The organism is Rhodococcus sp. NPDC077669, from assembly GCF_040686915.1.
GTDB classification, from domain to species: Bacteria; Actinomycetota; Actinomycetes; order Mycobacteriales; family Mycobacteriaceae; genus Rhodococcoides; species Rhodococcoides fascians.
On the sequence record NZ_JBFBMD010000002.1, the window covers coordinates 335,697 to 358,245 of the forward strand.

Sequence of the window (22,549 nt, forward strand, 5' to 3'; positions counted from 1 at the left end):
GGATAGAGACTATCAAAGGTCACTACCCATTCTCCAAATCGGCTGCTCAGAGCCCTGATAACCGCCCTCGACCGCCCGCGGGGCCCGCTCGGACACCATCGCATGAACGCAGAACCCGCGCTTCGTCGGCCGCAGAGCATGCAGCAGACTTCTGTGTCGTGAGCGTTTTCGAACTTCGCAGACGCCGATGAAGGTGCTGCTCGTTCCCCAGGGCAACCGGGCCGTGCTGATCCGCCTCGACGAGGACGGCTCCCCGTCCGGCGGCAGTTCCCCTGCCGAGGAGGTGACCGACGATCTGGTGGGCTCCGTGGCCGCTGTCGAGCGAGAGCACGCTCCCCGTTGGGTGTGGGAGGACACGAGCCGCATCTACCCGCGACTGCTCGACGCAGGGGTGCGGGTCCGGCGCTGCCACGATCTCGCCCTCGTCGGTGCCATTCTGGCGATGCGAACGGGGCGCACCACGACACCGTCCACACCCGCAGACCTGCGACCCGGATTGTTCGACGCCGACCCGCATGCCGATCCGGTGGCAGTGCTCGCCGACTACCGCCGTCAGAGCGAGGAGATCGGTGACGATCGGGCGCTGCAGCTGTTGGCGGCCGCCGAGTCGGCCGGAGGTCTGGCCGCGGCGGAGATGACCTTCGACGGATTGCCGTTCTCGGCCGCTGCACATCGGCGGCACCTCGACGCGGCGCTCGGTGCGAGGCCGGTCGACGGATCGACTCCTCCTGCGTTGGTGAAGCTCGAGAACGAGATCTCGTCGGCGTTCGGGCGCCGCGTGAACCCCGGTTCACCCGCGGAGGTGGTCGCCGCGTTCGCGCGCGCCGGTATCGAGCTCACATCCACTCGAGCACACGTGATCCGAGACATCGACCATCCTGCGGTGCCGCTGTTGCTTCGCCACCGAGATCTGTCGAAACTGCACAGCACCAACGGGTGGACGTGGCTGGACGCGTGGGTTCGCGGAGATCGTTTCCGCCCGGTCTACGTGCCGGGGGCCGTCGTCTCCGGCCGCTGGGCGAGCCGGGGCGGTGGGGGTCTGCAGATCCCGAAACCCCTGCGCGCCAGCGTGATCGCCGACTCGGGGTACACGTTCGTCGCCGCCGACGCCGGCCAGCTCGAGCCCCGCATTCTCGCCGCGATGTCGGGTGACCCACGCATGGTCGCCGCTGCGGGAACAGCGGATCTCTATGCCCCCGTCGCCGCCGAGTCGTTCGACGGTGATCGTGCGCACGCCAAGGTCGCTGTTCTCGGAGTGCTGTACGGCGCGACGTCGGGTGAGGCTCGTGCGTTGCTGACCCGCCTACGCGCCAGATTCCCCGACGCGGTGGCGGTCGTCGAAGAGGCGGCGCGGGCCGGTGAGCGGGGCGAGGTGGTCCGGTCGTGGCTGGGCCGAGCGTGCCCTCCCCCTACGCCGCAGTGGTGGTCCACCGGTGACGCCCACGCGCGTGGCCGATTCACCCGCAACTTCGTGGTGCAGGCGACCGCAGCCGAATGGGCGCTGTGCCTGTTGGCAGATCTGCGCGGGCGATTGCGGGCGAGCAGAAGTGAGTTGGTGTTCTTTCAGCACGACGAAGTAGTGGTGCATTGTCCACTCGGAGACGCACCGTGGGTGTCCGAGGCCGTTGCGGCGGCGGCAGACTCGGCTACGCGTCTGATGTTCGGCGACACGGTGGTGCTCTTCCCGATGGAGACCAGGATCGACCGCTTCTACGGTGCCCCGGCAGCCGAGCCGGAGTTCGGGCCGGAGTCCGACTGAGCGCTCGGTGGGTCCTCGAACGTCACGTCTATTTCCTCGAACGCGGTACTGCGCTGTGCTTCTGCCTGTCCGGTGTAGGTGAGTTTGTCACCTTCGGTCAGGTCGACGTCGTCGGTGAACGGGGCCAGAAGGGCCCGCGGGAACAGCCTGTCGACACGAACCACGTTGATCTCGATGCAGATCACGATCGATACCGAGGTCACGTACAGAAAGGCCAACAGCCCGAGCACGACCGCAAAGACACCGTTCGTCACCGTCGCACTCGCGGCGACGTACTTCACGTACACACCGCCGAAGGTCTGCAGCAGCTGCCACGTCAGACCGGCCGCTATGGCTCCCGGGAGTACCTGCCCGATCGACACCGCTCGCACTGTGGCGAGCCGAAACGCAACGACGAACACCCCGACGTACAGCAGCGTTCCGATCACGAACACGACGAGACCGGATTCCGGGCCGAAATATCCTGCAGCACTGAGCACATTGAGTGCGGTGATCGCCAGTACCGCCAGACCCACGGTGCTCAGCAAACCCAATCCCCGCACTCGGGCTCGAATCGGATCGGGCCGGAGATTCTTCGGTACGGCCCATGCGGTGTTCATCGCGTTCTGCAACGCAACGGACACGCCGAGTCCGCCGTACAGCGACCCGAGGATACCCACCGTCAGACCGACCGTGCCGCCACCTATCCGTTCGGGACGCCCCAGTTCTTCCCCGATCGCCGGGATCTGACCGAGTGCCGAGTTCAGGATCTGTTGTTGCAGCTCCGGATTGCCCATCAACACGATGCCCAGAATCACGGAGAAGAGCAGCAGCGCAGGAAAGAGCGAGACGAATGCGTAGTACGTGATGAGCGCGGCCAGGTAACCACCCTGATCGTCGACGAACTTGTAGACCACCGCAATCGGAAATCCGAGAACCGGACGCCTGCGCTGCAGTCGATCCAGTCGGTCGGCGACGCTCATGTGCGAAAGTCTCCGACCGACCTCGACGGCCGACGTCGCACCGCCGTCACGCGATAAGGGTACGTGCGGCGGTCAAACGAGCGAGGGTCCTCTCGCGGCCGAGAAGTTCCATGGACTCGTACAGCGGCGGGCTGATGTGGGAGCCGGTGACTCCCACCCGAACCGGCGCGAAGGCCTTGCGGGGCTTGAGTTCCATCTTCTCGATGAGCGCGTCCTTGAGGGCGACTTCCAGCTCGGCCGTCGACCAATCCGTCACTGCGGTCAGTGCTTCGATGGCGGCGTCGAGTACCGGCGCCGCGTCTGCGCCGAGATTTTTGGCCGCCGCTGCAGGATCGATCTCGAACTCCGCGTCGTCGACGAAGAGGAACTTCAGCAGGCCCCACGCATCCGACAGCACGACGATGCGCGTCTGCACCAGATCCGCTGCGACAGCGAACATCTTCTCGTCGACCGGCTCGGTGAGATGCCCTCGAGCAACGAGGAATTCGCGTAACCGTGCCGCGAAGTCGTCTGCAGCCAACATCCTGATGTGCTCGGCGTTGATCGCGTCGGCCTTCTTCTGGTCGAAGCGCGCAGGGTTGGAATTGACCGACGAGATCTCGAACGCCGCCACCATCTCGTCGAGCGAGAACACGTCGTGATCGTCGGAGATGCCCCACCCGAGAAGCGCCAGGTAGTTCAGCAGCCCCTCCGGGACGAAGCCTCGGTCGCGGTGGATGAAGAGGTTCGATTCGGGGTCACGCTTGGACAGCTTCTTGTTGCCCTGGCCCATCACGAACGGCAGATGTCCGAACTCCGGGGTGCGGTCGGCCACACCGATTCGGATCAGGGCCTCGTACAGTGCGAGCTGTCGAGGCGTCGACGACAACAGGTCCTCGCCGCGCAGCACGTGCGTGATCTTCATCAGTGCGTCGTCGACCGGATTGACCAACGTGTACAGCGGAACTCCGTTGCCGCGAGTCAAGGCGAAGTCCGGTACGGTCCCCGCCTTGAACGTGGTCTCGCCGCGTACGAGGTCGTTCCACGTCAGATCGTGATCGGGCATGCGCAGCCGCACGACGGCCCCGCGTCCCTCGTCGAGGAATCCCTGCCGCTGCTCCGGCGTCAGGTCGCGGTCGAAGTTGTCGTAGCCGAGCTTGGGGTCACGCCCGGCGGCCTTGTGCCTCGCTTCGACTTCCTCGGGCGTCGAGAACGACTCGTAGGCTTCGCCGGCATCGAGCAGTTGCTGTACGACAGCCACATGCTGGTCGCGTCGCTGCGACTGGCGGTAGGGCTCGTAGGGACCGCCCACCTCGGGGCCCTCGTCCCAATCCAGACCGAGCCATCGCAGCGCGTCGAGCAACGCTGCGTAGGACTCCTCGGAATCGCGAGCGGCGTCGGTATCCTCGATCCGAAAGACGAAGGTGCCGCCGTGATGTCGCGCGAACGCCCAGTTGAACAGGGCGGTGCGGACCAGACCGACGTGCGGTGTGCCGGTGGGCGACGGGCAGAACCGAACGCGGACATCTGCTGCTGTGGTCATCGTTGTCCTACTTCTTCGCTGCGACTGGGTTGGTCAAGGTACCGATTCCCTCGACGGTGATCGACACACTGTCTCCGTCGGTGATGGGGCCGACACCCTCGGGCGTTCCGGTCAGAATGACGTCTCCGGGCAGCAGGGTCATCACTGCGGACACCCACTCGATGATCTTCGGAATATCGTGCAGTAGAAGCGAAGTACGACTCTGCTGCTTGACGACGCCGTCGACCTCGGTCTTGATCTCGAGGTCCGAAGGATCGAGGGACGTCTCGATCCACGGCCCGAGGGGGCAGAACGTGTCGTGCCCCTTCGCCCGGGTCCACTGCCCGTCGTGCTTCTGATGGTCGCGTGCCGAGACGTCGTTGGCGACGGTGTATCCGAGCACCACGTCGTACGCCTTGGAGGCGGGCACGTCCTTGCACGGACGACCGATCACGATGGCGAGTTCGCCTTCGTAGTGCACCTCGATCGACGACGGAGGCAGCACGATGGCCGCACCCGGACCGACGATGGAGGTGTTCGGCTTGATGAAAATGACGGGAGTCTCCGGCGCTTCACCACCCATCTCGGCGGCGTGCGCGGCGTAGTTCTTACCGATGGCGATCACCTTGCTGGCGAGGATCGGTGCGAGCAGTCGCACGTCGGCCAGTGGCCACGATCGACCCGTGAACGTCGGTGTGCCGAAAGGATGTTCGGCAATTTCCTTCGCCGTCCGGGCATCCCCCTCACCTTCGATACTCACGAATGCCACACCATCAGGACTTGCAATTCGACCGAGACGCATGTCGAAAGTCTATCGACCGCCGTTCTCCGCACGCCGATGCCGTCCTGTCCGTCGATCTTTCGCCGGTGTAATGTTTCGATCTGTATCCAGATAGCAAGATTATGGGTTCACATAGTGAGACGAGAGGCCGGAATGAGCGCCACGAAGCAGCTGTCCAGTATCGGCGAGACGCGACGGTGGTTCATGCTCGTGCTCGGGATGCTCGCGCAGACTGCCGGTGCCGTCTTCATCAACGGTGCTGCATTTCTCATTCCCGCCCTGCACGACGACCGGGGACTCGGACTTGCGACCGCAGGATTCGTGGTTGCGATGCCGACCGTGGGCATCATGCTGACCCTCATCGCATGGGGCGTGCTCGTCGACCGCATCGGCGAACGTCTCGTTCTCGTGATCGGGCTCGGGCTCACCGCTGCCGCGAGCCTGGCTGCGGTGGTCAGCACGTCCATTCCGGCGCTCGCCGCCCTGCTGTTGATCGGCGGTATGTCTGCGGCCAGCGCGAACAGCGCGAGCGGACGCGTCGTGGTGGGCTGGTTTCCGCCGCACCGTCGTGGGCTGGCCATGGGCATCAGACAGATGTCGGTTCCCCTCGGCGTGGCCGTCGCGGCACTGACCATCCCGCCTGTCGCGCGTGACCACGGCGTCGGCGCGGCCCTGCTCGTGCCTGCTGCCGTCTGCGCTGCGAGCGCTCTGCTGTGCCTGGCCGTGGTCGACCCTCCCCGTCCGAACCGCACCGATGCGGCGGCGCAGGGTCTGCTCGACAATCCGTACCGCAACAGCAGCCAACTGTGGCGCATTCACGCCACGTCCATCCTGTTGGTGGTGCCGCAGTACGTTGTGTGGACGTATGCGCTCGTGTGGCTGATGACCGACCGAGGCTGGACGGCCGCGGCCGCGGGTGTCCTCGTCACGCTGACCCAGATTCTCGGCGCACTGGGTCGGATGAGCGTGGGCGCGCTGTCCGATCGTGTCGGTAGCCGCATGCGGCCTTTGCGGTGGGTGGCCGTGACAGCCGCTGCCAGCATGCTCGGGCTCGGCATCGCCGACTGGTTCGACTCCCCCGCCGCCATCGTCCTGCTCGTCGTCGCGTCCGTCGCCACCGTTGCCCCGAACGGCCTCGCGTTCACTGCTGTCGCGGAAATCTCGGGACCGTATTGGAGCGGACGCGCTCTCGGGGTACAGAACACGAGCCAGTACGTGTTCGCCTCGGCTGTACCGCCGGTGTTCGGGGCGATCGCGGCCATCAGCTTCCCCGTGGCGTTCCTGGTCTCGGCGGTCTTTCCCGCGCTCTCCGTACCGATCGTGCCCGACGATCCGGCACCCGAGCCCACGGACGAGACGTCCGACGCCGGTGCAGACCGCGCCCGCTGACGCGCCGAAAGGTGACATGCCCGTGATACACGTCATGCCACGGTGGGCTGTCGGCCCACCGTGGCATGTCGTGGCGTGAGAGTTACAGGCGAGCGGCGATCCGAGCGCCGATCTCTTTCGTCGACGCGGTCGTGGTTCCCCGCTCGGCGAGATCCGCTGCGACAGCGGCTTCTACTCGCGCGGCCCCCGCCGCGTCGCCGAGATGATCGAGTAGCAAGGACACCGACAGGATGGCAGCGGTCGGATCGGCCTTCTGCTGTCCCGCGATGTCGGGCGCGCTACCGTGCACCGGCTCGAACATGCTGGGGTTGGTACCGGTGGCGTCGATGTTTCCACTTGCGGCCAAACCGATTCCGCCGGTGACGGCAGCCGAGAGGTCGGTCACGATGTCGCCGAACAGATTGTCGGTGACGATCACGTCGAACCGGCCGGGATCGGTGACGAGGTGGATCATCGCGGCATCGATGTGCTGATACGCGACCTCGACGTCCGGGAAGTCCGCCGAGACTGCCTCGACCGTGCGGGCCCACAGGCTACCGGCGAACGTGAGCACGTTGGTCTTGTGCAACAGCGTCAGGTGCTTCCTGCGGGTCAGCGCCCGCTCGAAACCGTTGCGCACCACCCGCTCCACGCCGTAACGAGTGTTGACGCTGACCTCGGTGGCCACCTCGTGCGGTGTACCGACGCGCAGTGCACCACCGTTGCCGGTGTACGGGCCCTCGGTACCCTCCCGAACGACGACGACATCGATCTGCTTGTCCCCGGCCAGCGGACCGACCACGCCCGGGTACAACTTGGCCGGCCGCAGATTGATGTGGTGATCGAGCTCGAATCGCGCCCGCAGCAACAGCCCACGCTCGAGCACACCGCTGGGCACCGACGGATCGCCGATCGCTCCCAACAGAATTGCGTCGTGCTCACGCAGTTCTGCCAACACCGAATCCGGCAGCAACTCTCCGGTGGCGTTGTAACGCCGCGCCCCGAGGTCGTACTCGGTCTTCTCGGCTCCGGGTGCGACCACGTCGAGAACGGCAAGCGCTTCGGCGACGACCTCCGGTCCGATTCCGTCCCCGGCGATGACGGCCAGCTTCATTTCACTCCTCGTAGTTCGTGTCGGTCCGATCGGCTGCGAGCGATCAGGACAGGTCGACCAGCTCGATGGTGGAGGCACCCACAGCGGTGGCAATGCTCGCACTGAGCTCGGCCGGAACGTCCTTGTCGACGCGCAGCAGAATCGTTGCGCCGTCACCCTCGGAGTCCTGGCTCAGTGCTGCGGCCTGGATGTCGATTCCGGCGTCGCCGAGCAGAGTGCCGATTCGACCCAGGCTGCCGGGCTGATCCGCGTAGTTGACGATGAGGTTCTTGCCCTCGGCGCGGAGGTCGAAGTTGCGGCCGTTGATGTTGACGATCTTCTCGACCTGCGAGGTACCCGTCAGAGTGCCGGCAACGTTGAGGACCGATCCGTCACCGTAGACGGCGCGAATGTCGACGACACTGCGGTGGTTCTCGCTCTCGGGAGCGGTGGTCACTTCTGCTGTGACACCGCGCTCCTCGGCGAGCGACGGAGCGTTGACGAACGTGACCGAATCCTCGATGACGGCCGAGAACAGTCCGCGCAGCGCGGACAGTTTCAGGATCTGCACGTCCTCGCTCGCGAGTTCGCCGCGAACGTCCACCGACAACGAGGTGGGAAGTTCGTCGGACAGGGCTCCGAGCAGCACACCCTGCTTACGCACGATTTCGAGCCACGGCGATACCTCTTCGCCGACGGCCCCACCCTTGACGTTGACCGCGTCGGGCACGAATTCGCCTGCGAGAGCCAGCAACACGGACTTGGCCACATCGGTGCCCGCTCGGTCCTGCGCTTCGGTGGTCGATGCCCCGAGGTGGGGAGTGACGACGACCTGCGGCAGCTCGAACAACGGGCTGTCGGTGCACGGCTCGGAGGCGTAGACGTCGATGCCCGCGGCGAACACGTGACCGGAGGTGATGGCGTCGGCCAGTGCCTGCTCGTCGACCAGTCCACCGCGTGCGGCGTTGACGACGATGACCCCGGGCTTGGTCTTGGCGAGGGCTTCCTTGCCGATGATGCCCTTGGTCTCCGGCGTCTTCGGCAGGTGCACCGAGAACATGTCGGCCCGCTCGAGCAGCTCGTCCAGGCTCACCAGTTCGATTCCGAGCTGCGCCGCGCGCGCTGCCGAGACGTAGGGGTCGTACGCGATGATGTGGGTCTCGAACGCGGCAAGACGCTGCGCGAACAGCTGGCCGATTCGGCCGAGTCCGACGACGCCGACGGTCTTGCCGAAGATCTCGACACCGTTGAACTTGCTGCGCTTCCACTCGTGCTGACGCAGGGTGGCGTCGGCAGCGGGGATCTGGCGCGCAGCGGCGAGAAGTAACGTCACCGCATGCTCGGCAGCCGTGTGGATGTTGGAGGTCGGAGCGTTGACGACGAGGACGCCGCGCTCGGTGGCTGCGGGTACGTCGACGTTGTCCAGGCCGACACCGGCGCGGGCGACGATCTTGAGGTTGGTCCCGGCAGCGAGCACCTCGGCGTCGACCGTGGTCGCGGACCGCACGAGAATGGCGTCGGCCTCGGGAACTGCAGCGAGCAACGCGGGGCGATCCGGACCGTCGACCCAGCGAACCTCGACGCCGTCGCCCAGTGCCTCGACGGTGGACGGCGCAAGTTTGTCGGCGATCAGAACGACAGGACGGCCTGGCTGGCTCACGTGAAAAACTCCCTATATCGGTTCGAGACGTGGTCGGAAAAATTCGGCGGGCTGTGCAGCACGAACAGTTTAGAGGCCCGAGACGTCACACGGTGACGCCACCGGACTCACGCACCGAAGGGCACCCCCGGCAATCCAGGGGTGCCCTTCGATCAGATTGCGTGACAACGCGATTCGATGAGAATCAGGCCGTCTCGGTGATCGGGCGGTCGACCCAGCTCATGAGGTCGCGCAGCTTCTTGCCGGTGACCTCGATGGGGTGCTCGGCGTTGGCCTTGCGCAGGCCTTCGAGCTCGGTGTTGCCGTTCTCGACGTTGGCGACGAGGCGACGGGTGAATTCGCCCGACTGGATGTCGGCCAGGATGGCCTTCATGCGTTCCTTGGTGCCTGCGTCGATGACGCGCGGTCCGGAGAGGTACCCACCGAACTCCGCGGTGTCGGACACCGAGTAGTTCATGCGGGCGATGCCGCCCTCGTACATGAGGTCGACGATGAGCTTGAGCTCGTGCAGCACCTCGAAGTACGCCATCTCGGGTGCGTAGCCGGCCTCGACCATGACCTCGAAGCCCGTCTTGACGAGTTCTTCGGTGCCGCCGCACAGCACGGCCTGCTCACCGAACAGGTCGGTCTCGGTCTCTTCCTTGAACGTGGTCTTGATGACGCCTGCGCGGGTGCCGCCGATGCCCTTGGCCCACGACAGCGCGAGGGCCTGGCCCTCACCCTTCGGGTCCTGATCGATGGCGATGAGCGCGGGAACACCCTTGCCGTCGACGAACTGACGACGCACGAGGTGGCCGGGGCCCTTGGGGGCAACCATGCCGACGGTCACGAACTCCGGAGCCTTGATCAGGTCGAAGTGAATGTTGAGGCCGTGGCCGAAGAACAGCGCGTCGCCGTCCTTCAGGTTGGGCTCGATCTCCTCGGAGAAGATCTTGGCCTGAGCGGTATCGGGTGCGAGCACCATGATCACGTCGGCCCACTCGGACACCTCTGCGGGAGTTCCGACCTTCAGGCCCTGCTCCTCCGCCTTGGCGCGGGACTTCGAGCCTGCCGCCAGGCCGATGCGAACATCGACGCCGGAGTCGCGCAGGCTGAGCGAGTGCGCGTGGCCCTGGCTTCCGTAGCCGATCACAGCGACCTTGCGGCCCTGGATGATCGACAGATCAGCATCGTCGTCGTAGAACATCTCGACTGCCACTGGTTGTTACCTTTCCTCTTGGGTTTTACGCATGTTCGTCACCGGGGCCGCTAACGCGACGCAGTGATCGATTTCGGTCCACGTCCGACGGCAACGACTCCCGACTGAACTATTTCTCGAATTCCATAGGGGTCCAACATCTTCAGCAACGCGTCGAGCTTGGAGCGGGTGCCCGTCGCCTCGACCGTCACCGCCTCGGGAGAGACGTCGATGACCTTGGCGCGGAACAGATTCACCGTTTCGATGACCTCGCTCCGAACGCTGGCATCGGCGCGGACCTTGATCAGGACCAACTCGCGCGCCACCGAGGAATCGTCGTCCTGCTCGACGATCTTGATGACGTTGATGAGCTTGTTGAGCTGCTTGGTCACCTGCTCGAGCGGGAACTCGTCGACCGTCACCACGATCGTCATGCGCGAGATATCGGGAATCTCGGTGCCGCCGACCGCGAGTGAGGAGATGTTGAAGCCGCGGCGCGAGAACAACGCGGCCACGCGCGCCAACACACCTGGCTTGTCCTCGACGAGAACGCTGAGGGTATGGCTGGTGCTCACAGGTCCGTGCCTTTCGCGTCGTTGTTCATCGGGTGCGGTGCCTGCTCGCGTTCCATCGCGTCGTCGAGTCCTGGCTCACTGCCCACGGTCTCGTCCTCGTCGAACAGCGGACGGATGCCGCGGGCGGCCATGATCTCGTCGTTACCCGTTCCGGCGGCCACCATCGGCCACACCTGGGCGTCGGCACCGACGATGAAGTCGATGACGACCGGACGATCGTTGATGGCGCGTGCCTGGGCGATCACCGCATCCACGTCCTCTTCCCGCTCGCATCGCAAACCGACGCAGCCCAACGCCTCGGCCAGCTTGACGAAATCGGGGATGCGCACGGCACCGTGAGTTCCGAGATTGGTGTTGGAGTAGCGCTCCTCGTAGAACAGGGTCTGCCACTGCCGAACCATGCCGAGGTTGCCGTTGTTGATGAGCGCGACCTTGATCGGGATTCCCTCGACCGCGCAGGTAGCAAGCTCCTGGTTGGTCATCTGGAAGCAGCCGTCGCCGTCGATGGCCCACACCTCGGCGTCGGGCAGGCCCATCTTGGCTCCCATGGCGGCCGGAACCGCGTACCCCATCGTGCCGAGACCACCGGAGTTGAGCCACGTGCGCGGCTTCTCGTAGTTGATGAACTGCGCGGCCCACATCTGGTGCTGGCCGACGCCTGCGCAGTAGATCGCGTCGGGACCGGCGAACTTGCCGACCGAGGAGATGACGAACTCGGGAGACATGGAACCGTCGGACGGACGGTCGTAGCTCAACGGGTACGTCTTGCGGATGCCGTCGAGGTAGACCCACCACTGCTCGAGGTCGAGAGTCGTTCCGGTGGCGCGATCGGCCCGCAGGGCCTCGATCAGCTCGGTGATGACCTCGCCGCAATCGCCCACGATCGGCACGTCCGCGTATCGGTTCTTGCCGATCTCGGCCGGGTCGATGTCGGCGTGGATGACCTTGGCATCGGGAGCGAAGGACGAGAGCTGACCGGTGACGCGGTCGTCGAACCGGGCACCGAGCGTGATCAGCAGGTCGCTGCGCTGCAGGGCGGCGACCGCCGCGACGGTGCCGTGCATACCGGGCATGCCCAGGTTCAGCTGGTGGGTGTCGGGAAATGCCCCGCGCGCCATCAGCGTCGTGACGACCGGGATGCCGGTCAGTTCGGCGAGCTCGAGCAGTTCTGCCGAGGCGTTGGCCTTGATGACGCCGCCACCGACGTACAGCACCGGCTGCTTGGCATCGGCGATGTAGCGTGCCGCTTCGCGAACCTGCTTGCCGTGCGGCTTGGTGACCGGGCGGTAGCCGGGCAGACGCATTTCCGGCGGCCACGAGAACGTGGTCTGCGCCTGCAGCACATCCTTCGGGATGTCGACGAGGACGGCACCGGGACGACCCGACGCGGCGATGTAGAACGCCTCGGCCATGATGCGCGGGATGTCCGCACCGTCGGTGATCAGGAAGTTGTGCTTGGTGATGGGCATCGTGATACCCGAGATGTCGGCTTCCTGGAACCCATCGGTACCGATGAGGCTGCGGGCGACCTGACCGGTGATCGCGACGATCGGAACCGAGTCCATCTGCGCGTCGGCCAACGGGGTGACGAGGTTGGTCGCACCCGGGCCGGACGTCGCCATGCAGACGCCGACCTTGCCGGTCGCCTGGGCATAGCCGGTGGCGGCATGACCCGCACCCTGCTCGTGGCGAACGAGCACGTGGCGAACCTTGACGGAGTCGAAGAGCGGATCGTAGACCGGGAGAACCGCGCCACCGGGAATGCCGAATACGGTGTCGACGTCGAGTTCTTCGAGAGCTCGTACGACCGACTGTGCGCCGCTGACCTTCTCGGGTGCGACGTGGCGTCGCGATCCGTTGGTCGCCGCGTCTGCGGACGGGTTGCTGGTCGACGGGCTCGTGGCTGTCCCCGACTTACGTGTCGTGGGCCCTGGGCGTGCGGTTGGTGCGCTCACTGATTGCTTCCTCAGGAATGTGAAATTGCTGGGCGATCTCTGGGCAAGAAAAAACCCCCGTCAGCGTGAGCTGTACGAGGGTGGCGCGTCGATGCGAGTTTGAACAACCGGCTCAGGCGTTGACGCGCCGGCCGATTACGAGTATCCAATTCCGCTTCACGCACTGAACGGTAGGCGCGCGCACAGGGAAGAGTCAAACTCGTCACGACGCAATCCCATTATGTGAGATCGCGTAGATGCAATGCGAAGATGAATGGGTGTCGTCTTCGCAGCAGTCCGAACCACCTCGGTCATCATCCCACACCGGTTCCGAGCAACCGAACAGTGCCGACGGGCCACCGCCGTCGAGCAGGCAGGTCATCCGCCTCCCGCGTCTGGCCCTGATCGGCGTCGGGTTGCTCCTGTTCAGTACCTCTCTGCCGGCGGCGAGCTGGCCCGCCGCACTGGGCTGGCTGCTGATTCTGCCGATCGTCGCGTGCATCTGGGTGCTGCGTGTGCGCACCGTCATCACTCCCGAGGCGATCACGGCCCGCCGTTTCATCGGCTCCGACGTCATCGAGTGGGAGTCCGTGGTCGGACTGCACTTCCCCGATCGCCGCTGGGCACGCGTGGTGCTCACCGACAAGACGGAGAAGTCACTTCCGCTCGTGCGGTTCGATCGGCTCCCCCAACTCGCGGCCGCCAGCGGCGGTCGCATCACCGACCCCTATGCCGCGGCAGCTGCGGCGGAGGATCAGGCACGCGCAGAGGCCGAGAATGCCGAGCACGACGACGAACAGGCACCGAAGGATCGCTGACGAGCGGCCGAGTAATCTCCTCGTTGCGATCACCGCTGCAACGAACGAGGAACTGCACTATGCCGCCGCTACGCTCACGGGTCACCACTGTCGGACGCAATGCTGCGGGCGCGCGCTCGCTGTGGCGCGCCACCGGAATGACCGATTCGGATTTCGGTAAACCGATCGTCGCCATCGCGAACTCGTACACCCAGTTCGTACCCGGCCACGTTCACCTGAAGAACGTCGGCGAGATCGTCGCCGACGCCGTCCGCGCGGCCGGCGGAGTCCCTCGCGAGTTCCACACCATCGCCGTCGACGACGGAATCGCGATGGGGCACGGGGGCATGCTGTACTCGCTGCCCAGCCGCGAGATCATCGCCGACTCGGTCGAGTACATGGCCAACGCCCACACTGCGGACGCACTCGTGTGCATCTCCAACTGCGACAAGATCACCCCCGGCATGCTCAACGCGGCCATGCGATTGAACATCCCGGCGGTGTTCGTCTCCGGTGGGCCGATGGAGGCCGGTAAAGCGGTGGTCGTCGGAGGGGTCGCGCAGGCACCCACCGACCTGATCACCGCGATCTCTGCCAGCGCGAACGATGCCGTATCCGAAGAGGGCCTGGACGAGGTCGAGCGCAGCGCGTGCCCTACATGCGGGTCCTGCTCGGGCATGTTCACCGCCAACTCGATGAACTGCCTCACCGAAGCGCTCGGGCTGGCGTTGCCCGGCAACGGCTCCACTCTGGCCACCCACGAGGCCCGCCGCGCCCTGTTCACCCGGGCCGGCACGACCATCGTCGAGGCGGCGATCAAGTACTACCGGGACGAGGACGAGTCGGTGCTGCCCCGCAACATCGCCACCCCGGCGGCATTCCGCAACGCGATGGCACTGGACGTGGCGATGGGTGGCTCGACCAACACCGTGCTGCACACACTCGCGGCGGCGCAGGAGGGCGAGGTCGATTTCGATCTCGACACCATCGACGCCATCAGCCGCAAGGTGCCGTGCCTGGCCAAGGTGTCCCCCAATTCGGATTACCACATGGAAGACGTGCACCGGGCGGGTGGAATTCCCGCCCTGCTGGGTGAACTGCGGCGTGCGAATCTGCTCGAGACCGACGTCTCGACCGTCCACACGAAGAGCTTCGACGAGTGGCTCGACACGTGGGACATCCGCTCCGGTGCCGCATCCGACGAGGCGATCGAGCTGTTCCATGCCGCTCCCGGCGGTGTCCGAACCGTCGAACCGTTCTCCACGAGCAATCGCTGGTCCTCCCTCGACACCGACGCCGCGGGTGGTTGCATCCGCGATCTAGAACACGCCTACACGGTTGAGGGTGGTCTGGTGGTGCTGCGCGGCAACATCGCCGTCGACGGCGCGATTCTGAAGACTGCGGGCATCGACGAGGACCTCTTCTCGTTCCAGGGACCTGCGCTGGTCGTCGAGTCTCAGGAAGAAGCCGTCTCGGCCATCCTGCAGAAGAAGATCCAACCCGGTGACGTGCTCGTCGTGCGGTACGAGGGACCCAAGGGTGGACCGGGAATGCAGGAGATGCTGCACCCGACGGCGTTCCTCAAGGGTGCCGGTCTGGGCAAGGTCTGTGCCCTGATCACCGACGGACGGTTCTCCGGTGGTACGTCGGGCCTGTCCATCGGACACATCTCCCCCGAGGCTGCGGCCGGCGGCGTGATCGGCCTCGTCGAGAACGGCGACCAGGTCCGCATCGACGTCGCCACGCGCACGCTCAAGATCCTCGTCGACGAGGAAACTCTGGAGACTCGACGCGCGAAGATGCTCGCGTCCGAGCGGCCGTGGCAGCCGGTCGATCGACAGCGCACGGTCACGACGGCGCTGCGCGCGTACGCCGCACTGGCGACATCCGCGGACAAGGGTGCTGTGCGCTACGTGCCCTGAGCAGAACAAAACCATGTGAGTGGTTCCTCGTAGCAGGGTACGAGGAACCACTCACATGGTTGGTTGTCGACCGGATCAGCGGACGACCGGGTTCGCTCCGTTGAGGAAGATCCAGATGCACACGCCCGCAGCGATTCCCACCGCGAGTGCGAGGAACGATCCGATGCGGGGGCGGGTTGCCCAGCCGCGGCGGCCGTCGAACGCGATCTTTCCGGGTCCGGTGAGAATGATGGCCGCGGCCGCGAAGCCGAGAACGGTTTCGTACTCCACGCCGGTGGCACCGGAGAACTGCAGCCCCGGCTCTGCCACCTGCTTGAAGCACCAGGCGTTGATGATGGTCGCCAACACAGCTGCACCGGCCAGCGGCGTCGCCAGTCCCAGGATCAGCAGTGCGCCGCCGAGGGTTTCGCCGGTCGCGGCCGCGATGGCGAGGATCTCCGGGTATCGGAACCCGGACTCCTCCAGGAGATTCTGAAATCCGTCCAGCCCGGGACCGTTCCACAATCCGACGAGTTTCTGTAAGCCGTGCCCGAGGAACACTGCTCCGATGGCGACGCGTAGGACGAACAGGCCCAGATCGGTGGTGCCGCGTCGGGCCGGAACTTCCACGGTCTCGGTGCGCACCGGGGCTGCCGGGGCGGCGACTGCCGAATCGGAGGACTCACCGAGATACTCCGTCGGACGATCCGAGTACGCGTTCGAGGTGGCACCGGCCGTCGTAGCCGTCGTCGGCGTCTGGGTCGGCGAGTCGGCGAAGGCCGACGGGCGGTACGTCGGGATCTTCTCTGTCGGTGCCGCATCGCTGCTCCGCTTTTCGGACGCGGAGGAATTCGGGAAGTCCAACTCGTCGTCGGTTCGGGGCAGACGATCCGAACGCTGCGCACCGAACGCTGTGGTCGATGCACCGGACGCGTCGGAACCCGAACGCGTGGGCGAAATCTTCTCGGTGGGGTTGTCGTACGGGCTCTCGGCCGGTTCGTACGAGGGATCCTGCTGGTTGGGGTCACGCGGTGTATCGGTCACCTCCCCACACTAAGGCCGACAACCCCGCGCCACCGACGTTGACGCTCACGGCCGCGTGGCGCGTCGGACTCGACGTTCCGTAACGTTCGAACCATGAAGCCGCTCGGAGCATCGTCACGAACTGCCCGCGCGGCTGTGGTCGCCCTGTCGACGACGGTTGTTCTGCTCGCCGGGTGCGCCCGATTCGACGATTCCAACTCGTCCCCGTTCACCCCCGCGCCGGATGTCGGAGCTGCCGAACTCAAGCCCACCACACCCAGCGAGACCTCGCCCCCGGCGGGTCCGAACGCCCCGCAGCCCGTCTCGGGACCGTGCGTGGATCCCGACCCGGCAGTGATCGCCACCTGCCTCGACACCACGGGCGGACTCGTAGCTCTTCCCGACGGCCAGAGCAGCCTCGTGGCAGAACGCAGGACCGGCCGCATCATGGAGGTCACCGCAGGCCGGACGCCACAGCAGGTGGCCACGATCCCCGTCGACGGCACCGGCGACGGGGGCCTGCTGGACATCGCGCTCTCGCCCACGTACGCCGAGGATAAACTGCTCTACGCGCTGATCACGACGGCGTCGGATACGCGGGTCGTTCGGCTCGCGCAGGGGGACGTACCCAAGGACATCTTGACCGGGATCCCCCGCGGGGCCGCGGGAGTCCGAGGTTCCCTCGAGTTCTACACGCCGAACGAACTTCTGGTGTTGACCGGCGACAACGGCGATGCCGTGGCCGCCGCGGATCCGAACTCGTTGTCCGGCAAGCTGTTACGCGTGACGTCACTGTCGCCGACTCCTACTCCCCCGCGGCCGGGGATCGCGCTCAGCGGTATCGGCACAGCGGGCGACGTGTGCACCGACGGCAGCGGAAACATCTACGTCACCGACCGCACCGCCACCGAGGATCGCCTGCAGCGCATCGACAAGCTGGGAGCAGTGTTCTCCCCCGTGTGGACCTGGCCCGACCGTCCGGGTGTGGCCGGGTGTGCCGCCGGTCAGAGCGGCGTCGCGGTTGCCCTGACCACAGCGAAAGCTGTTGCAGCACTGGCCACGGACCCGAACACCGGAGCGGTCTCGGCCGAGCCGACCCTGTTGATCCAGGACAAGTACGGGCAGTTGAACGGGGCTACCAGCACGAGCGACGGTCAGATTCTGGTGGGGACGGTGAACAAGAACGGCACTGCCGTCGGCCCCACCGACGACCGGGTCGTCAAGGTGCCGTTCCCTGCCGGCGGTGGTGGCGGCTTCGACTGATCCGACAGCTCCTTCGAACGACCAGGGCGGCCGGGCAGCAATCGCTGCCCGGCCGCCCTGCTCATGCGTCGATCAGGACTGACCGCACGCCGCCAGCACGAGTTCCTTGACTCGGGCGGCATCGGCTTGTCCCCGCGTTGCCTTCATCACCGCGCCGACGATGGCACCGGCGGCCTGGACCTTGCCACTGCGAATCTTGTCCACCACACCGGGGTTCGCGGCAAGTGCTTCGTCGACGGCGGCTTGGAGCTTGGTGTCGTCCTTCTCCAACACCAGGTTCCGCGCCGACATCACCTCTGCGGGCTCGCCCTCACCGGCCAAGACGCCGTCCACGATCTGACGAGCACCGTTGTTGTTGACCTTGCCGTCGGCCACCAAGGCTGCCACCTCGGCCACCTGAGCCGGAGTGATCGCCAGATCCCCCAATTCGACGCCGGCGATGTTGGCCTGCTGCGCCAGGTACGACACCCACCACGACCGCGCAGCCTGCGCCGACGCGCCGGCGTCGACGGTCGCCGCCACGAGTTCGAGAGCACCCGAGTTGACCAAGTCGCGCATTTCCTCGTCGGAGACGCCCCAGTCCTTCTGAATTCGCCCGCGGCGCAACCACGGCAGCTCGGGCAGAGTGGCTCGCAGCTCCTCGATCCACGCTGCATCCGGGGCCACGGGAGCGAGGTCGGGCTCCGGGAAGTAGCGGTAGTCCTCCGCGGTCTCTTTCTTCCGGCCCGCCGTGGTGGTGCCGTCGGACTCCTGGAAATGTCGGGTTTCCTGCGTCACCTCGCCGCCGGATTCGAGCACCGCAGCCTGACGGCGCATCTCGTAGCGCACGGCGACCTCGACGCTCTTGAGCGAGTTGACGTTCTTCGTCTCGGTGCGAGTACCGAACTCGGTGGCCGACTTCCGCATCAATGAGACGTTGGCATCGCAACGCAACGAACCCTGATCCATCCGCACATCGGAGACGTTCAGCGACTTCAACAGGTCACGCAATGCGGTCACGTACGCCCGCGCCACCTCCGGTGCCCGCGCCCCGGTACCGGTGATGGTCTTGGTCACGATCTCGACCAGGGGCACACCGGCGCGGTTGTAGTCGAGCAACGAATGCGATGCGCCCTCGATTCGTCCGGTTGCGCCACCGACGTGCGTCGACTTGCCGGTGTCTTCCTCCATGTGGGCGCGCTCGATCTCGACGCGGAACGTGCTGCCGTCGTCGAGCACGACGTCGAGGTAACCCTCCGTGGCGATCGGCTCGTCGTACTGCGAGATCTGGTAGTTCTTCGGCTGATCCGGGTAGAAGTAGTTCTTCCGCGCGAACCGTCCCCACGGGGTGATCGAGCAATTGAGCGCCAGCCCGATACGAATCGCCGACTCCACCGCAGCAGCGTTGACCACCGGCAGTGCGCCGGGAAGGCTCAGGCACACCGGGCACACCTGCGTATTGGGCTCCGCACCGAACGCGGTGGGGCAACCACAGAACATCTTGGTGGCCGTACCCAACTCGACGTGGACCTCCATGCCGAGCACGGGGTCGAACGTGGCGAGCACATCGTCGTAATCGATCAGATCGACGGTTGCAGCAGTCATGCTCCGTAGTTTATGCATTGCATTCGCCACCCGAGTAACCACGTGTCCTCGCGCACCGATCGCCTCGGGGTCAGCCGAAGAACGCTGCTGCGTCGTCGTACCGGGTCTGAGGGACCCGCTTGAGTTGCTTGGTGGCCTCGGCCAACGACACCAGGCCGATCTCGGCACCGCGCAGCGACACCATCTTTCCGAAGTCTCCGGAATGCGCGGCATCGGTGGCGTTGACACCGAATCGCGTTGCGAGCACACGGTCGTACGGAGTGGGAGTGCCGCCACGCTGCACGTGCCCGAGCACCGTGGTGCGTACCTCTTTGTTGATGCGACGTTCGATCTCGACGCCGAGCTGATGTGCGACTCCGGTGAATCGGACGTGCCCGAATTCGTCGATACCGCCGTCGAGCAATTGCATCGACCCTTCGACGGGCTTGGCCCCTTCGGCCACGACGCAGATGAAGTGGGAGTCGCCCCGCTGAAAACGCTTGCGCACCAACGTGCATACCTCTTCGACGTCGAAGGGCTGCTCCGGGATGAGAGTCATGTGCGAGCCCGAGGCCAATCCCGCGTGCAACGCGATCCAGCCTGCGTGTCGCCCCATCACCTCCACCAGCATCACTCGCTGGTGCGATTCGGCGGTGCTGTGCAGTCGGTCGATCGCATCGGTGGCGATGGTGAGCGCCGTGTCGAAGCCGAATGTGACGTCGGTGCAATCGATGTCGTTGTCGATCGTCTTGGGGACACCGACCACCGGTACGCCCTCCTCCGACAGCCACGCAGCTGCCGTCAGAGTTCCTTCACCGCCGATCGGAATCAACACGTCGATGCCGTTGTCCTCGAGGGTCTGCTTGACTCGGTCTAGACCGGCCCGCAGCACGTCGGGGTTGGTTCGAGCCGTCCCGAGCATGGTGCCGCCCTTGGTGAGCAGCCGGTCGTTGCGGTCGTCGTTGCGCAGCTGGACTCGACGGTCTTCGAGAAGCCCGCGCCACCCGTCCTGGAATCCGACGACCGTGGAGCCGTATCGCGCGTCGGCGGTGCGAACGACAGCGCGGATCACCGCATTGAGCCCTGGGCAATCGCCGCCTCCGGTCAGAACTCCGATGCGCATCGATTTTGGCCTCTCTGCTCGCAGGCCCGCGGAGCGGACCGAAGTGACGAACATCAGCCTAATCGGGCGTGGGTCCCCGCGCGCGCCGGTACCGGTCGGCCTCACTTGGGCGTGACGACACCGGTTTCGTAGGCCAGCACGACCGCCTGCGCGCGGTCGCGTAGCCCGAGCTTGCTCAGGACCTTGCCCACATGGGTCTTGACCGTCTGTTCGGCCAAGAACAGCGCACCTGCAATTTCCGCATTGGACATGCCGGTCGCGATGAGTTCGAGAACCTCGCGCTCGCGCGGCGTCAGATCGGCCAGGCGGGAAGGAGTGTTCCTCCGCGCTCCGCGACGGGTCGTGACGTCGGAGATAAGGCGTCGGGTCACCGACGGTGCCAGCAGCGCATCGCCTGCCGCGACGACTCGTACGCCTCTGATCAGTTCCTCGGCCGCCGCGTCCTTGAGGAGGAATCCGCTGGCCCCGAGAGCCAGGGCCTCGTAGACGTAATCGTCGATGTCGAAGGTCGTCAGCATCAGGACACGGACCGGCGACGCGTGCGACGCGGACAGGATCGCGCGGGCCGCGTCGAGCCCGTTCATCTCGGGCATGCGCACGTCCATCAGCACTACGTCCGGCAACAGCCGCGCTACCTCGCTGACCGCGGTGCGACCGTTGTCGGCGTCGCCGACGACCGAGATGTCGTCCTGAGCGCCGAGCAGTGCACCGAACCCCTGCCGCACCATCGCTTGATCGTCGGCGATGAACACCGTTGTAACCACGCGTGACAGCCTAAACCGCGTCGCCGGCGTCAGCCGTTGCCGGCGGAGTCGACATTCCGGTCGGCACACGAACCGCAACCTCGAACCCACCGCCGGGCAGAGGGGCGGCATGCAGCCGGCCGTGTGCGGCCTGCGCTCGCTCGCGCATTCCCGCGATTCCGTGCCCGCCGCAATCGCTTCCGGGAGTGCGGGAGATGCTCGGGTTCGGAGCCGGTGCGTTGACCACCGTCATGTCCACGACGGCAGGGCCGATCGCGATATCCACCTCCACCTCGGCTTCGGGCGCATGGCGCGCGGCATTGGACAGCGATTCCTGCAGAATACGGAACAGGGCCAGTCCTGTTGTCTCCGAGACCGATTCGACGGTACCGGCGATGGCCCACCGCACATTCATGCCCGCTCTGCGACTTGCCTGCAATGTGCGTTCGAGATCCAGTGCACTCGGCGCGGGCGCGTCCTGCATCTGCGCTCCATCGCTACGCAGTACCCCGAGCATCCCCCGGATCTCGTTGAGCGCCTCGCGTGCACTCGCGCCGATCGACTCGAATTCTCGAGCCGCGGCCGGTGACACGTCGTCCAGTCGGTACGGCGCACTCTGGGCCTGAACGACGACCATCGACATGTGGTGTGCCACGACGTCGTGCAGATCGCGGGCGATCTTCGCCCTCTCCTCGAGAATCGTGCGGCGAGTGCGTTCGAGTTCGCTGACCTCCTCCTGCTGCGCGAGCTGCCTGCGCGAAAGAACGAGCCACCGGATCAGCAGCCCGAACACGACCACGGCAGTCAGGCCCACCGACCACCCGATTCCGTCGGAGCCCGGCATGTACGCGAAGAACACCAGCATGCTGGCCAACCACGCCACCAACAGCACCTGCGCCGGAGAACGCAGCGCGACCGCGAACAGCAACGCCAACAGGACGAGGATGTGCACCACTTGCCACGGGTAGTCGTAATCCGGAACGCGGTCGAACGCCGCCGGAATCACCAACGCGGACAGCGCCGATACCGCCCACCCCATCGCGGGATTGAGTCTGATCAGAGCGAACGGAAACGCTGCCAACGCTGCGACGAACGGTAGCAACGGAACCGAAACCTGATGCGTGACCGTCAGTGTCGGCCACGCGATCGAGTACAGAATTGCCGTCACCGCGATGATCAGCACGTCGACCGAACGGACGCCGCCGATCTGCTCGGGCACCCGGCGCCGAGCACGTACCCCGAGTTCGAGACTCGTCGACCTTTTCTTTCGCACGTCTCGAGCCTAGGCAGCATCGACCGCCGGCGTCCTCGTACCGGGGTATCGGT

General features: G+C 65.8%; 18 protein-coding genes. 5 read left to right on the forward strand and 13 right to left on the reverse strand.

Annotation, left to right across the window (positions count from 1 at the left end; genetic code table 11):
* The first annotated feature begins 187 nt into the window (after window positions 1-187).
* Window positions 188-1,759 carry a bifunctional 3'-5' exonuclease/DNA polymerase gene (locus tag AB0P23_RS04125; protein WP_363796855.1) on the forward strand — a complete coding sequence of 524 codons (1,572 nt, stop codon included), beginning with the start codon at window positions 188-190 and terminating at the stop codon, window positions 1,757-1,759.
* On the opposite strand, the gene AB0P23_RS04130 is transcribed toward AB0P23_RS04125, so the two are convergent.
* The 3 genes from AB0P23_RS04130 to AB0P23_RS04140 are packed head-to-tail and all read right to left on the reverse strand — an operon-like array spanning window position 1,711 to window position 5,024.
* Window positions 1,711-2,721: a YihY/virulence factor BrkB family protein gene (locus tag AB0P23_RS04130; protein WP_032366375.1), complete on the reverse strand. Its 1,011-nt coding sequence runs from the start codon at window positions 2,719-2,721 to the stop codon at window positions 1,711-1,713. The genes AB0P23_RS04125 and AB0P23_RS04130 overlap by 49 nt on opposite strands.
* A gap of 46 nt (window positions 2,722-2,767) precedes the next feature.
* Entirely contained in the window at window positions 2,768-4,243 is a 1,476-nt protein-coding gene (gene gltX, locus AB0P23_RS04135; protein ID WP_032372644.1) for a glutamate--tRNA ligase, read from the reverse strand.
* Between the two features lie 7 nt (window positions 4,244-4,250).
* Window positions 4,251-5,024, reverse strand: coding sequence for a fumarylacetoacetate hydrolase family protein (locus AB0P23_RS04140; protein ID WP_287451571.1), 774 nt, complete (start codon window positions 5,022-5,024; stop codon window positions 4,251-4,253).
* Window positions 5,025-5,156: 132 nt separating this feature from the next.
* On the opposite strand from AB0P23_RS04140, the gene AB0P23_RS04145 reads away from it, so the two are divergent.
* The gene (locus AB0P23_RS04145) at window positions 5,157-6,392 is read left to right on the forward strand and encodes an MFS transporter (protein WP_032383590.1); all 1,236 of its coding nucleotides are present in this window, start codon (window positions 5,157-5,159) and stop codon (window positions 6,390-6,392) included.
* Window positions 6,393-6,474: 82 nt separating this feature from the next.
* Here AB0P23_RS04145 and AB0P23_RS04150 read toward each other — a convergent pair whose 3' ends face one another.
* From AB0P23_RS04150 to AB0P23_RS04170, 5 genes are all read right to left on the reverse strand, one after another.
* On the reverse strand, window positions 6,475-7,485 hold the full coding sequence (locus tag AB0P23_RS04150; RefSeq protein ID WP_032370768.1) for a 3-isopropylmalate dehydrogenase: 1,011 nt from the start codon (window positions 7,483-7,485) through the stop codon (window positions 6,475-6,477).
* Window positions 7,486-7,528: 43 nt separating this feature from the next.
* Window positions 7,529-9,124 (reverse strand): phosphoglycerate dehydrogenase, encoded by a 1,596-nt coding sequence (gene serA / locus AB0P23_RS04155; RefSeq protein WP_027496645.1) that lies wholly within the window; start codon window positions 9,122-9,124, stop codon window positions 7,529-7,531.
* A 184-nt stretch (window positions 9,125-9,308) separates the two neighbouring features.
* Window positions 9,309-10,310, reverse strand: a complete 1,002-nt coding sequence (ilvC, locus tag AB0P23_RS04160) for a ketol-acid reductoisomerase (protein ID WP_170944858.1) — start codon at window positions 10,308-10,310, stop codon at window positions 9,309-9,311.
* A 62-nt stretch (window positions 10,311-10,372) separates the two neighbouring features.
* Window positions 10,373-10,876 carry an acetolactate synthase small subunit gene (ilvN, locus tag AB0P23_RS04165; RefSeq protein ID WP_008717436.1) on the reverse strand — a complete coding sequence of 168 codons (504 nt, stop codon included), beginning with the start codon at window positions 10,874-10,876 and terminating at the stop codon, window positions 10,373-10,375.
* Window positions 10,873-12,831 (reverse strand): acetolactate synthase large subunit, encoded by a 1,959-nt coding sequence (locus AB0P23_RS04170; RefSeq protein WP_032366369.1) that lies wholly within the window; start codon window positions 12,829-12,831, stop codon window positions 10,873-10,875. Before AB0P23_RS04170 ends, ilvN begins: the two co-directional genes overlap by 4 nt.
* A gap of 257 nt (window positions 12,832-13,088) precedes the next feature.
* Between AB0P23_RS04170 and AB0P23_RS04175 the strand changes: the two genes are divergently transcribed.
* Window positions 13,089-13,628: a PH domain-containing protein gene (locus AB0P23_RS04175; RefSeq protein WP_196249493.1), complete on the forward strand. Its 540-nt coding sequence runs from the start codon at window positions 13,089-13,091 to the stop codon at window positions 13,626-13,628.
* Window positions 13,629-13,687: 59 nt separating this feature from the next.
* Window positions 13,688-15,529 carry a dihydroxy-acid dehydratase gene (gene ilvD / locus AB0P23_RS04180; RefSeq protein ID WP_363796861.1) on the forward strand — a complete coding sequence of 614 codons (1,842 nt, stop codon included), beginning with the start codon at window positions 13,688-13,690 and terminating at the stop codon, window positions 15,527-15,529.
* 75 nt (window positions 15,530-15,604) lie between these two features.
* On the opposite strand, the gene AB0P23_RS04185 is transcribed toward ilvD, so the two are convergent.
* A complete protein-coding gene (locus tag AB0P23_RS04185; RefSeq protein ID WP_287451574.1) occupies window positions 15,605-16,552 on the reverse strand; it encodes a DoxX family protein in 948 nt (315 codons plus the stop codon).
* A 93-nt stretch (window positions 16,553-16,645) separates the two neighbouring features.
* Here AB0P23_RS04185 and AB0P23_RS04190 point away from each other — a divergent pair, with 93 nt between their 5' ends.
* The gene (locus AB0P23_RS04190) at window positions 16,646-17,794 is read left to right on the forward strand and encodes a PQQ-dependent sugar dehydrogenase (RefSeq protein ID WP_057474111.1); all 1,149 of its coding nucleotides are present in this window, start codon (window positions 16,646-16,648) and stop codon (window positions 17,792-17,794) included.
* Between the two features lie 72 nt (window positions 17,795-17,866).
* Here the strand turns inward: AB0P23_RS04190 and gatB are convergent, their stop codons facing one another.
* From gatB to AB0P23_RS04210, 4 genes are all read right to left on the reverse strand, one after another.
* A complete protein-coding gene (gene gatB / locus AB0P23_RS04195) occupies window positions 17,867-19,378 on the reverse strand; it encodes an Asp-tRNA(Asn)/Glu-tRNA(Gln) amidotransferase subunit GatB (RefSeq protein WP_027496639.1) in 1,512 nt (503 codons plus the stop codon).
* Between the two features lie 70 nt (window positions 19,379-19,448).
* Complete coding sequence (locus AB0P23_RS04200) at window positions 19,449-20,480, reverse strand: ATP-dependent 6-phosphofructokinase (protein ID WP_032366581.1); 1,032 nt, start codon at window positions 20,478-20,480, stop codon at window positions 19,449-19,451.
* Between the two features lie 101 nt (window positions 20,481-20,581).
* Entirely contained in the window at window positions 20,582-21,244 is a 663-nt protein-coding gene (locus tag AB0P23_RS04205; RefSeq protein WP_032391549.1) for a response regulator transcription factor, read from the reverse strand.
* 10 nt (window positions 21,245-21,254) lie between these two features.
* Window positions 21,255-22,442: a histidine kinase gene (locus AB0P23_RS04210; RefSeq protein ID WP_094622414.1), complete on the reverse strand. Its 1,188-nt coding sequence runs from the start codon at window positions 22,440-22,442 to the stop codon at window positions 21,255-21,257.
* Between the last annotated feature and the right edge of the window lie 107 nt (window positions 22,443-22,549).